12 protein-coding genes are annotated in these 13,077 nt (G+C 42.3%); 10 read left to right on the plus strand and 2 right to left on the minus strand.

All coding sequences use genetic code 11. The features are described 5' to 3' along the window. The first annotated feature begins 57 nt into the window (after positions 1–57). The 3 genes from A6K76_RS04040 to A6K76_RS04050 all read left to right on the plus strand — a co-directional run bounded on the left by A6K76_RS04040 (position 58) and on the right by A6K76_RS04050 (position 5,010). Positions 58–2,163: a methyl-accepting chemotaxis protein gene (locus tag A6K76_RS04040; RefSeq protein WP_169817981.1), complete on the plus strand. Its 2,106-nt coding sequence runs from the start codon at positions 58–60 to the stop codon at positions 2,161–2,163. A 392-nt stretch (positions 2,164–2,555) separates the two neighbouring features. After that, positions 2,556–3,896, plus strand: coding sequence for a hemolysin family protein (locus tag A6K76_RS04045; protein ID WP_066462359.1), 1,341 nt, complete (start codon positions 2,556–2,558; stop codon positions 3,894–3,896). A 43-nt stretch (positions 3,897–3,939) separates the two neighbouring features. After that, a complete protein-coding gene (locus A6K76_RS04050; RefSeq protein WP_066462360.1) occupies positions 3,940–5,010 on the plus strand; it encodes a hemolysin family protein in 1,071 nt (356 codons plus the stop codon). A gap of 62 nt (positions 5,011–5,072) precedes the next feature. Here A6K76_RS04050 and A6K76_RS04055 read toward each other — a convergent pair whose 3' ends face one another. Further along, a complete protein-coding gene (locus A6K76_RS04055) occupies positions 5,073–7,031 on the minus strand; it encodes a methyl-accepting chemotaxis protein (protein ID WP_083995276.1) in 1,959 nt (652 codons plus the stop codon). A 538-nt stretch (positions 7,032–7,569) separates the two neighbouring features. On the opposite strand from A6K76_RS04055, the gene A6K76_RS16735 reads away from it, so the two are divergent. The 7 genes from A6K76_RS16735 to A6K76_RS04080 all read left to right on the plus strand — a co-directional run bounded on the left by A6K76_RS16735 (position 7,570) and on the right by A6K76_RS04080 (position 11,962). Then, entirely contained in the window at positions 7,570–7,746 is a 177-nt protein-coding gene (locus A6K76_RS16735) for a hypothetical protein (RefSeq protein WP_169817982.1), read from the plus strand. Positions 7,747–7,955: 209 nt separating this feature from the next. After that, entirely contained in the window at positions 7,956–9,155 is a 1,200-nt protein-coding gene (gene sstT, locus A6K76_RS04060; protein WP_066462361.1) for a serine/threonine transporter SstT, read from the plus strand. 110 nt (positions 9,156–9,265) lie between these two features. Next, positions 9,266–9,655: an OsmC family protein gene (locus A6K76_RS04065; RefSeq protein WP_066462366.1), complete on the plus strand. Its 390-nt coding sequence runs from the start codon at positions 9,266–9,268 to the stop codon at positions 9,653–9,655. Between the two features lie 117 nt (positions 9,656–9,772). Beyond that, positions 9,773–9,943: a hypothetical protein gene (locus tag A6K76_RS16740; RefSeq protein WP_169817983.1), complete on the plus strand. Its 171-nt coding sequence runs from the start codon at positions 9,773–9,775 to the stop codon at positions 9,941–9,943. Continuing rightward, entirely contained in the window at positions 9,930–10,505 is a 576-nt protein-coding gene (locus A6K76_RS04070; protein WP_066462367.1) for a Fic/DOC family protein, read from the plus strand. The genes A6K76_RS16740 and A6K76_RS04070 overlap by 14 nt, the downstream gene beginning before the upstream one ends. Before the next feature lie 84 nt (positions 10,506–10,589). Further along, on the plus strand, positions 10,590–11,027 hold the full coding sequence (locus tag A6K76_RS04075) for a hypothetical protein (RefSeq protein WP_066462368.1): 438 nt from the start codon (positions 10,590–10,592) through the stop codon (positions 11,025–11,027). Next, entirely contained in the window at positions 11,027–11,962 is a 936-nt protein-coding gene (locus tag A6K76_RS04080) for a TRM11 family SAM-dependent methyltransferase (RefSeq protein WP_066462369.1), read from the plus strand. Before A6K76_RS04075 ends, A6K76_RS04080 begins: the two co-directional genes overlap by 1 nt. 49 nt (positions 11,963–12,011) lie before the next feature. Here the strand turns inward: A6K76_RS04080 and A6K76_RS04085 are convergent, their stop codons facing one another. Next, the gene (locus A6K76_RS04085) at positions 12,012–12,935 is read right to left on the minus strand and encodes a CPBP family intramembrane glutamic endopeptidase (protein WP_066462370.1); all 924 of its coding nucleotides are present in this window, start codon (positions 12,933–12,935) and stop codon (positions 12,012–12,014) included. Positions 12,936–13,077 lie beyond the last annotated feature (142 nt).

Genomic DNA, 13,077 nt, shown 5'->3' on the forward strand with positions numbered 1-13,077 from the left:
TATATTTTCTCACATAAAGCACGTAGGTCTTTTTACTTGAAAAAAGAGGTGACGTTTATGATGAAGAGGAAAAGTATTGTCATGAAGCTATCGTTAACGATGATCGTTTCATTTTTATTGCTATTTACAATTTTTAATGTCATTACAAATCGCATTGCGTATACAGAAGGGCAACAAACAGGTGAACAGCTGATTGCGCAGTCGACGCAAAAAACAGCAGCTGAAGTCGGGCTATATATCGAAAACCTTATGACAGCGATGCGTGCAGATAGCGAGCTGTTGTTAGCACAGCTAGAAGATAATCGTTTATCGTCGGAGCTTTTACTAAACTATAAGAGCCGAACGCTACCGTATTATGAAGGCGTTGTTAGCTATTCGATGATGCTGCAGCAGTCTCGCTTTGCACAAATTAGCGAGCCGCACAAGCAATACGTAACAGCACAAGGCTATTTTGCGGCGCAGCTCGTAGCGAAGCAAAACAGCGTAACGATTGTGCCAATCGAGGAAACAGTGGCGATGACTGAAGAAGCGTACGCCGAAGCGATGGCAATCGACGTACCTGTTATTAGCGAGCCGCATACAGTAACGGTAGACGGACAGGAGCAGCGCGTCATTACTATTGCGCACCCCGTCGTATTAAATGGTGAAGTCGTTGCTGTTTCGATGACGCATGTTGCAACCGATTATTTAAACAGTATTATTGAGCGCAACATTCCGGCTGGAGCGATTCAGCGCGTGACGACGGAAACGGGTGAAATTATTGTCGATACGAACAACCCACAAATTGAGGCTGGTGACACGTTGCTTCATTACGTGCCAGATGGTCAGCAAGTAGTCGACACAGTCGCAAGCGGTAACGAGGTCGATATGTACGTGTACGCGCCGACGTTTGATGAGGAGGCGTACGGTTTATTCATTCCAGCGCACATCGGACAGCATCATCAAGTATTCATTGTGCAAACGTTTATTCCGCTATCGGTTGTAATGGCGAGCTTTTACACTACGTTACAACTATCAGCTATTTCAGCAGGGTTGATGGCAATCTTAATTGCACTCGTAATGTTCATCGCAATTCGTCGTCAGTTAAAGCCAATTGCGCACCTAGAGCATGCGTTAACCGAGGCAGCAAACGGCGATTTAACGACAGAAATTGACGAAACGCGCGTAGCAAACGATGAAATTGGGCTCGTTAGTAAAAGTTACAACACGATGCGCGCGCAAGTACATAGCATCGTGCAGCAAGTCGCAAAACAGGCGCAAAAGGTAGAGGAAGAAAGCGAGCAAGCGCGCAACGGTATGGAGGCAGTGTCAGCATCAAGCGAGGAAATGACAAAGGCTATTCAAGAAGTGGCGATCGGTGCGCAAACACAGGCGACGCATTTAGATACAGCGAGCCGCGAGATGAATACGTTTAGCACGAAAATTGATGAGTTATATAGCGTAGCAGAGCACATGTTACAAAGCGTGCAGCAATCGGTTGAGCAAGTGCAGCACGGTAACGCACAGCTAGAGCAGCTTCATGCGGACAATGAGGAGACGAACAACGGCAACCGCGCAATGGAGCAACAAATGCACGCGTTAACCGAGCACATTTCATTAATCGATGCGGTTATGCTGTCGATTCAAGGCATTACGGAGCAGACGAACTTGCTTGCGCTAAACGCGTCAATCGAAGCAGCACGCGCAGGCGAGCACGGAAAAGGGTTTGCGGTTGTCGCAGAGGAAGTTCGCAAGCTAGCAGAGCAGTCTCGTCGTGAAACGGAGCACGTGCAACAAATTGTGAGCAACATTTTACACGAATCAGCGCAGACGAAAATGCTTGTGTACAACAATTCAACGATTTTAAAGCAACAAACGAAGTCGGTTATAAGCACGAAAGATTCATTCGCGCTACAAATGCACTGCATGGATAAAGTCGAGCGCCATATTCAAACGTTTATGGAGGAGCTTGCTTACATCGTGCAAGAGAAGGAGAAAGTCGTCGCGAATTTACAAAACGTCGCCGCTATTTCGGAGCAGTCGACTGCAAGCGCCGAGGAAATGACAGCTAACGCGGAAGCACAAATGTACGAGATGGTAAAAATTATGTCGCTCGTGCAACGTCTCCATAGCGTATCAACAACGTTAAAAAAGGAAGTATCATTTTTTAAAACGACAGCGTAAGTTCAGCTGTGCTAAACGTCGAATGGACGATTAGCGCAGCTTTTTTATGGAAAACTTACGGTGGAATTACTCGTAGTAAGACGTGATACCAAACGATTTGCTATCCAATTAATTGTAATTTTATGCGTTTATGTATGAAAAACTGTACAATGTGTATAAAATATTACGAATAAATAGAAATGCTCTTTCAAGCTATTTATATCTACTACGTGTGAATATTTGCTATCAATTAGGTGGAAAGTATATAATTTTATTAGAGGCGATGAATGAATTAGTATCGTTGTTTGTATACTAAATTCAAAATGAACAGACGATGAAGCATCACGTTCTACTTATGTAATGTGTGCCAAATTTTTTATGGAGGTGAATCCCTTATTTTAAAGGGGAACTGATTGGACATAAACACCATTGTAAACATTATTTTATTAATTATCTTTTTAGCATTAACGGCGTTTTTCGTAGCGTCGGAGTTTGCGGTCGTCAAAGTGCGTACGTCGCGTTTAGACCAACTCATTTTAGAAGGCAATAAACGAGCGGTGACGGCGAAAAAAGTAGCGACCGATTTAGATTACTACTTATCTGCATGTCAGCTCGGTATTACCGTAACGGCGCTCGGGCTCGGTGCATTTACAAAGCCGTACGTTAAAGAGCTTATGTACCCGATTTTTCATTGGCTGAACGTATCGGACACTGTTGCTTCTGCATCGGCGTACGTTATCTCATTATTGATCGTCAGCTATTTACACGTCGTAATTGGCGAAATGGCACCAAAGACGCTCGCGATTCAGTTTTCAGAAAAGCTGACGTTAATGCTTGCGCCACCGCTTTACGTGTTTGGTAAAGTGATGTATCCGTTCATTCAAGCGTTAAACGGCACATCTCGTTTATTGCTTCGTGGCTTCGGTGTACAAGCAGCAGGGCATGAGCAGGCGTATTCGGAGGAAGAGCTAAAAATCATTATGGCGCAAAGCTTCCAAGGCGGTGCGATTGACCAAACCGAGCTACAATATTTAGAAAACGTTTTCTCATTCGATGAGCGTGTTGCTAAAGACATTATGGTACCTCGAACAGATTTAATCGTCATCGATAAAGATATGGCATATGAGGAAATTATTCATATTTTAGATGAGCACAACTATACGCGTTACCCAGTAGTAGAAGATGGTGATAAAGATAAAATTATTGGCATCGTTAACGCGAAAAAGCTGCTTAGCCATATTGTGAGCAATAAGGAAGCGCGTTTGGAAGAATACGTGCGCAGCGTTCCATACGTCGTTGAAGTCACGAGCATTCAAGATGCGCTACTGAAAATGCAGCAGGCGAAAGTGCATATGACGGTCGTAATTGATGAATACGGCGGCACGTCAGGTGTCTTAACGATGGAAGACGTATTAGAGGAGCTTGTCGGTGAAATTCGTGACGAGTTTGATGACGATGAAGTTGATGAAATTCGCAAAACGGCTGATTATGAATATATCGTTAGTGGTCGTGTTATTTTAGATGAGCTAGAAGATCGCTTCGGTTTGGAATTTGACGACCGCGAAGATATCGACACAATTGGTGGTTGGATGCAGCATAAAAATATCGACATAGTGGAAGTCGGCAGTGAAATTATTCATGGTGAGCATACGTGGGTTATTGCGGCAATGGATAACCATCAAGTGAAGGAAGTTTTATTTAAGCAATATGTAAACAAAAAAGAAATCGACGACATCGAAATTGACGAGCTGTAACGTCGTTTTTACTTATTGGAGGTGAACCCTTTAAGGGATATCATTGGACAGTATAATACTTATTAACTTAATTCTTGTAGCAATTTTCATCATTCTTACCGCGTTCTTTGTAGGCGCAGAGTTTGCGATTTTAAAGGTGCGTATGTCACGTCTCGACCAGCTCATTTCAGAAGGCAATAAAAAAGCGGTCATCGCGAAAAAAGTGACGAAAGATTTAGATTATTATTTATCTGCATGTCAGCTCGGCATTACCGTGACGGCGTTAATTTTAGGTGCGCTCGGTGAACCGACTGTCGCCAAAATGCTTGAGCCGTTAATGGAGCGCTTTGACGTGCCAGAAGCAGTTGCAACGGCATTATCATATAGTTTATCACTAGCTATCGTGACGTTTTTACATGTCGTATTAGGCGAACTTGCACCGAAAACGCTTGCCATTCAGTACTCAGAAAAAATGACGCTATTACTCGCACCACCACTTTATTGGTTCGGTATGATTACGCGTCCGTTCATTCGTGCGTTAAATGGTTCAGCTCGTTTATTACTGAAGCTATTTGGTGTGAAACCAGCAGGACATGATACGGTATTTTCAGAAGATGAGCTAAAGCTTATTGTGACGCAAAGCTATGAAGGTGGCGAAATTAACCAAACCGAGCTAGCGTATTTAGAAAACATTTTCGCCTTCGATGAGCGTAGTTTGAGTGAAATTATGATTCCCCGCGCGGATATGATTACACTTGAGAAGCATTTACCGTTAAAGGAAATGCTGCATATTATCGACGAGCAGGAATATACGCGCTACCCAGTAACTGATCAAGGCAGCGGAGTAACAGGCTTTATAGGTTTCATTAATACGAAGGAAATGTTAACCGATATTGCGGCAGGTCGCGTCAATGCAGTAGATGAATTTATTCATGATATTCCACGCTTTAAAGGCACGATGTCGATTAAAGATGTGTTTTTGAAAATGCAGCAAACACGCACGCATATGGCACTCGTAACGGACGAAAAAGGTGTCACAATCGGTCTTGTCACGATGGAGGATATTTTAACCGAAATTGTTGGTGACATTGAGGAAGAGGAAGACGGCGACGGTACATCAGCTGTGCTAACATAAAAAAATGGCGATGAAAAAGGATTCCTTTTTCATCGCCATTTTGATTTATACAATCAGGTCTGTTATAAAATAAATCGTTTTACGGCAACGTCTAACTCCTGTGCTACACGGTTTAAGTTTGCCGAAGCATCTTCAATTTGTGCAAGCGCGATAGACGATTGACCAGCAGAAGCAGATACTTCCTCTGCAACGGATGCATTTTCTTGTGCTTGACCTGTTAGCTGTTGTGTTGCGGCATGGACTTGTTGTAGAGCAGCGGCCATTTGCTGAGCAGAAGCGGCGATCGACTCGATACGCGGTGTCATATGCTGCGTACTTTGTAAAATCGTTTCAAATTTAATAGACGTTTCTTTTGTGATATCGATACCAGATGCTACTTCGACGTTTGCGCGCTCCATAAACTGTACCGATTGAGCTGTATCTTGCTGTACCGCTGTAATTAATGATGCGATTTGCGCTGTTGATGCTTGAGAGCTTTCAGCAAGCTTACGAACTTCATCCGCTACGACTGCGAAGCCTTTACCGTGTTCGCCTGCGCGTGCTGCTTCAATTGAGGCATTTAACGCAAGTAAATTCGTTTGTTCGGAAATCGAGCTAATGACATCTAAAATCGAGCCAATTTCTTTCGTTCGGTCGTATAACGTACGAATTTTTTCATCTGTTAACGATACGGACTGCTGAATAGACGACATTTGCGATACTGTTTGTGAAATCGAATTGCTACCTTCTACTGCAAGTAATGTTGCTTGCTGAGACAAGTCTAGCACTTCATTTGTATGATCAGCCGTTTCTGAAATGTTTTCAGCAATCGTTGAAATTGTTGAAATCGTTTCGTCAATCATCGACGACTGAGCATCAGTATTTTGCGAAATTTGCTTCATCGCTACGCTAATTTGCTGAGATGCAGCCATCGATTCAGCTGTGCTATTTGATAAAAGCTGGGCGGCACCTTTTACTTCTGTTGAGTTAGTTGAAGCTTCCTGTACAAGCTTTGCAATATTTGTTTTCATCTCATTGAATGAATGTGATAAGCTACCGATTTCATCGTTTGTATGAATGTTCACATGCGACGTTAAATCGCCTTTGCTCATTTTTTCCGTTGCCTCTTTTAATTCGCTAATAGGGCGTATGATAGAACGAATAAAGAAGTACATCGAAATAATGCCGCAAATGAGGAATACATTAATAATTAAAGCGATTAACATACGCGTTGAAGAGGCAGCTGCTTTTGCTTCAGAGAAAAACGTTGTGCCAACAATTTTCCAACTCGTTGCTTCGTTCGTTACGCTAATCACTGTTTTTTCATCATCTTCAAACGTTGTAGACGCTTGTGCATACACCGCTTCTACAAACGGCTCTGTTGCCTCGGTGCCACTTTCCACATGTGGTGACGTAATGTATAAGCCAGATGTATCGAGCAATGACACATAACCATTTTCACCGATTTCGACAGCATTCGCCACGTCAGCTAACGTTTGTAAGCTTAAATCGATACCAAGTACACCCGATTTATCATCTAACTGCTTAGCGATAGTTACAATTAGCTCACCTGTACTTGATGAAATGTAAGGTGCTGTTACGATCGGTTCATCTGATTCGGCTGCGCTCATATACCATGGGCGAACACGTGGATCGTAGTCGCTAGCATATTCGAACGTAGGCATGCGAACCATATCGCCCTCTGCAGAACCGATATAAGCCATTAATGTTTCTGGGTGCAATTCTAAGTAGTTATGAAGTGTGGCACGAATTCTCGCGCTATTTGGCTCATCTAACATATCCTTTGAAAACTGTGCGGCGAAATAATTAACGTCATGAATTTTAGGAGTAATGACATCATTAATTTGCTTATTTAATAGCTGTAAACTCGTTTGTGTTGACTTTACTTGCTCTTCTTTAATATTTTTGACGATGCTTTCATAAGCAACGATGCCAAGAATTAGAGAAGGAATCATTAAAAATAGTAATAATATTAAAATTAATTTTCTTCCTAAAGAAGGCTTTAACAATCGTTCTTTCATTTAACGTGCTCCTTTATCGTTGTATGTATTGAATTTAGTGCTAATATCCTTGAAATGTATTAGTGAATTACACTAAAAGCATAGTGTGATTATAGCGCAAAAGTAGCATCTACACATTAAAAAAATTATAAATGCATAAATTTCCATCAAAAGCAGTTATCAAGGTTAACACATCATTTTTTTGTCACAGAAATTGAAATGAGTCAAGCAAGCGCTATAAATTTTTTTGAGATATGTCGAAATTTGCGGTAATTTTGTTTAAAGGGGTGTATGTAAAAACTACTGTACCTTCATTTTTATCATAAAATGCAAACGATTTCAAAGTATTCTGCAATTGGGAAAACATTGTAAAATCAAGCTTTGTGCCCATTTTGTGAAAAAAGTTACTCGTAAGTATTAAAAAGTTTGAAAAAAATGTGAACGTGGTATATAATAAGTACAACAAGAAAATCACTTAAAGTACAAAAAAGGTGATTTTTTAACAATATCACACACGTTTTGGCGAGCACGATCATACTTACTTTAGGGGGCGTTTAGAATGACAAACGTAACAACAAATACAACACGTCGCGTAAAAGAGCTGCCGCTAGTCGAGGAATTTAAAAAACCGAGTGCAATCGTTGTACTAGGAGCTGCATTTGGAATGGGTGTACTGTATGCTATTGGATCATTTGGAGTTATGTTCTACGACATGCTAATGAAAATGATGTCGTAAACATTCGTATAAATGAAAGTGAGGTTGCATTGACGCAGCCTCGCTTTTTTGTGCGCTCTAGAAAAACAATTGTACATATTTTTGTATTTCAATATAGAAAAAAATGAAGTCATATGTTAGGATTGGGTATATTATTTGATTAGCGTATATACGTAGGCGTAGTGAAAGCGCAGCGTGTTTACAGTTAAACAGCATTTGGAGGAAATATCATGAGCAGCATTTGGCAAGCGTGGACGAACATGAGTTTAGTCGTGCGTATTATTGTCGGGATTATTGCTGGTATTGCATTGGCATTTATCGTGCCAAACGTAACAGCAATCGGTTTACTCGGTACGTTATTCATTGGTGCACTGAAAGCAGTTGCGCCTGTTTTAGTATTTATTCTTGTAATTCACGCAATTTCAACGCATAAAGCAGGTGCGAAAACGAATATGCGCACAATTATTATTTTGTATGCAATTGGGACGTTATCAGCAGGCTTAGTTGCAGTTGTCGCAAGCTTCTTATTCCCAACGAAGCTGACGTTACCAACATCAACAGAGGAAATTTCAGCACCGAGTGGCATCGGTGAAGTGCTTGAAACGTTATTTGTGAGCTTAGTAGCAAATCCAATTACAGCGATTGCAGACGCCAATTACATCGGTATTTTAGCGTGGGCGTTATTGCTAGGTTTTGCATTAAAAGCCGCAAGCGATACGACAAAAACAGTGATTACGAATTTATCAGAGGCGATTTCAAAGGTCGTACAATGGGTTATTCAATTAGCACCACTTGGTATTTTAGGTTTAGTATTTAACGTCGTAGCGGAAACTGGTTTATCGACGTTAAGCGAGTATGGGCGATTAATTGTCGTGCTCGTATCATGTATGTTGATCGTTGCGTTAGTTGTAAATCCGTTAATCGTGTTTGTAGCGACGCGTCGCAATCCGTATCCACTTGTGTTCATGACGTTACGTGAAAGTGCGATAACGGCATTTTTTACGCGAAGCTCAGCAGCGAATATTCCGGTGAACATGAAACTATGTGAAAAGTTAGAGCTAGACGAAGATACATACTCTGTATCGATTCCACTAGGCGCAACGATTAACATGGCAGGTGCAGCTGTAACGATCGCCGTGTTATCACTTGCAGCAGCACATACGCTAGGCATAGAAGTAGATTTATGGACAGCGCTTATTTTAATCGTGTTAACAGCTGTTTCAGCATCAGGTGCTTCAGGCGTGCCAGGTGGTTCGTTATTACTCATTCCACTTGCAGCTAGCTTACTTGGCGTACCAGCAGATGTGGCAGTTCAAATTGTCGGCATCGGCTTCATTATCGGCGTCGTGCAAGACTCTTGTGAAACAGCATTAAACTCATCATCAGACGTTGTGTTTACTGCAGCAGCACAATATGCAAAAGAGCGTTAATCATAATGCGTAAAAAGGTGTACGGCATGAAGCAATTCATGTCGTATGCCTTCTTTTTTTAACGTTTTTCATGCATCATTTTATGGTAGGATAGACGAGGAGGTGAGGACATGAACTATACATTAACAGAAACAGGCGCGTTTACGACACGCTTTGAATTTGGCGATTTAACAGTATCGGGTAACGCGGAAATCGGCTTCCGTCCGTATCAGCTACTTGTGTCAGCAGTCGCAGTTTGTAGCGGTGGCGTACTGAAGAAAATTTTAGAGAAAAAGCGCATCGTATTCACAGACATTTCGTTTACAGCGGATGTGGAACGCGACCCAGCACAAGTTGATAAAATTACGAAAATCGCTGTACACTTCGTTGTAACAGGTACGGGCTTAAAGCAGGAAGTGTTAGAAAAATCGCTGCATATGGCGACGAAAAACTGCTCGATGGTCGAATCGGTGAAAGACTCAATTATCGTAACAGAGACGATCGAAGCAAAAGAGGCGTAATGAATCGGCATTAGTAGGAGTATCTGCTAATGCCTTTTTCTATGCAATTGTCGCAATCATTTCACATGTGTCACCTGCGCATTTACGGTATAATTAACGTATTGAGGAGGGAGTTTTGTGACGAAATTAACGTTAGAATCCCCAGCGTTTAAACGTGTTTCGAAAAACTTGTCGCTTGAAAATTTTCAAATTGACAAATCGCTCGCACTGCAGGCTTTAGAAGTAATCAATTCGAAAAAAAAGCTGACACCATCGATGATTCGCGAGGCACTAAATGCAAAGGTATAACTTCGGTGCAGATGACGACTACTTATTGAAAAACAATAAGCTCGGCATTACGACGATGGAGCAGCTAGAGCGAGCTGAGCAATACGCCTTTATGATTCGTGCTTTGCAAGTAGAAACAGAGCGCTATACAATTAAGCATTTTACGAAGCAATCATTTTGTTCGTTGCATCATCATTTATTTCAAGATATTTTCACGTTTGCGGGTGAGTTCCGCGACGTGCAGCTATCGAAGGGCAATACTCGTTTTTGCCAAGCGCAGTTTTTAGACGATATGGCAGACGAATTGTTTGCGGAGATGCGACGAGAAGGTAACTGGGACACGACAGTACAAGCAGTAGAGCGCCTTGCATATTTCAAGGCAGAGCTCAATATGCTGCACCCGTTTCGTGAAGGCAACGGACGCACGATTCGCATTTTTTTACATGCGTATGCGCGAACGAAAGGGTATGAGTGGCACTATATGAATTTAGTGAAAGATGCGTACATGAACTCGATGATTCAGTCCGTAACGAACACGAGTGAGCTGCGACGCATTTTATATGACACATTGCAACCGATATGAGCTACTAGTACTGCTAGTGGCTTTTTTGTTGCAATCACGTTACTATAGAATGTGGATTAAACGCACGATAAAGGAGCGACTTAAATGGAAATTACAGTGTTAGAACGTTTAAATAAAGAAACAGAGGAATTGATCGCAGTAGCAGGTGTAAATTTTTTACAGCAACCGCTTAGCTACTTTGCGCAAAATCAGTCAGAGTATTTGTATGTAGAATCACCTGCGTTTGAAGCGTTAAAAATGGACGCGGTAGCGCTAGAGTTTGATGAAGCATTTGAAGTACCAATGGCGTTATTTGGTTTACGCTATAAAAAAAGCGCAAGCCAAAAGCTAAAGGAATTTTTAAAGCATAATTTAGCACAAGGATTAGTGTCAGGTGCGATGTTTTCAGGTGACGAGGGCATTTGGGAAATTAACATTAGCTTAAATGCGATGAACGATTACGATGAAAACCAAACGATTGAGCAAACTTTACAAAAGTTAGAGGCATTTGTAGCACAGCTTGTACAGGCGATTGAAGCGTAATGACGAACTTTTTATATGTATATACTTGGCAAGTTGATGAATATGAGCTTGTGCAGCTAGAGCAACGCAGCTTTTTTAGTACGAGCAGTGGAGCGAGCTACGTCCTTAGCGACATTGACGTAGCGATTAATCGCAGCCCATTCATTAAAACGAAATTAAAGGTGCTTGCAAGTGGCGAGACGCTTGATGATATCGTGCCGTTTGCAGAGCAGTTAACATATCAAGGTGAAACGTTTCGTGTGCTTTCGCTTAACAGTGCAGCACTAGGCGACGAGCCGAAGCAGCCGTTTCCAGAGCGTCAACTAGCAGAGCGCACACTCGGCAACGTCATTCCAGGTGAGCCTGATTTAAAGCATGCGGACTGCGTATTTGGCATCGTAAAAATTGACGGTGTTTGGCATTTCGGTGCGCTTGAGCAAACGGAGCCGATGTGGTTGAAGCATCAAGTAAAGCCGCATTCATATTCAACAGCGCTTGGTACACGTCTTGCTCGTGCGCTCGTAAATATTGCGGCGCCGCGACCAGAAGGCGTAACAATCATTGATCCGTGCTGTGGTATTGGGACGGTGTTAGTTGAAGCGTTGTCGATGGACATTCCGATTTTAGGGCGTGACATGAATTGGTTCGTCGCGCAAGGCTCGCGTAAAAATATCGCGCACTTTGGCTATGAGGGAACAGTGGAGCTTGGGCCGATCGAGGACGTGACGGAGCATTACGACGTTGCAATTATCGACATGCCGTACAATTTATTTACGAGCGCGTCGTATGAGGAGCAATACGCCATTGTGAAGGAAGCACGCCGCATTGCAGACCGTGCTGTATTCGTCGCAATTGAACCGATGGACGACATGTTTAAAGAGGCGGGCTTTACGATCGTCGATAAGGCGAACGTGCCAAAAGGATATTTTTTACGTTTAGTGTACGTATGTGAATAAAAAAGTGTTGGCAAGGAAATCGATCTTTCCGAGCCAACACTTTTTTCTATTATAAATATGTATCGTGCTGCGAGAGCGATTGGCGATGGCGATGTGCATGCCAGCGAACGAGTAAATAAAACAGAACGTTAAATAAGACGCTATAAATGAAAAACGAGTAAAACGTTGCATCGCTCATATCGACATAGAAGAGCGACGGCAAGTTGGCGCCAACGACATCATCTGACGTAATGAAAATGTAAAGGAAAATGTTGTTTGCTGCATGTGCTCCAATCGCGTATTCAGTCGCATTGAATTTCACTGACATGTACGTTAAAAAGAAGCCAGCGAACACGTAATCAAGCCCAATCCATAGCGCACCCATACTCATTTCAGGGTTGCCAAAATGCAATGCACCGAAAATGCCGCCCATAATGAGCGCGATAATAAATGGCTGCTGTGTAAACTTTGCCACTAATTGTACGCCGAGCCCGCGATAAATGAATTCCTCAAGCGTCGTTTGAATCGGCACGAGCAGTACGACGAGTATCGCAAACAAAATAAATGTGCCGACACCGTCAAGATTTAATGTGTACGCATCTTTATGTAATGCGTAATCGATAAATTGAATGGCTGCGAGCATGATGAAAAATACGCCAAACGCCCAACCTATTTTTTTAAAGTCGAAGCGGCTGCGCGATGTGAGCACCGTATACCACGGGCGCTTTAGTAGCCAGCTCGTTAAAAACGCAAGCGCGACAAAACCGATGAGCAAGCCGATATGTTCCAATATGAAAGAAACGAGCGGTGAGGCTGAAATTACGCGCGGATCTGCCTCGTCTACAATGAACTCGATTGTCGGTGACACGGTCGTAACGAGTAATAAAAAGAGAAGAACGCTCGCAATCATGACGATATTTGAAAATAAGAAAAAGAATAATAAGCGAAGCCAGCCGTTTTTACCGTAAGAAGGCAGCATGTAATGTTTTTGCATGAATCGACCATCCTTTCATAGCTTTACTACTACTATACGGGAAAATAATAGTAACGGTGTCTCTTTTTCTGCAAAATGTAGTAAATGGTAAGGAAGGCTTGGGTGAGCGAGAATGACGATTGAAAAGTACAACAATGTGTTA

Origin of the sequence: Caryophanon latum (assembly GCF_001700325.1) — a bacterium.
GTDB lineage: Bacteria > Bacillota > Bacilli > Bacillales_A > Planococcaceae > Caryophanon > Caryophanon latum.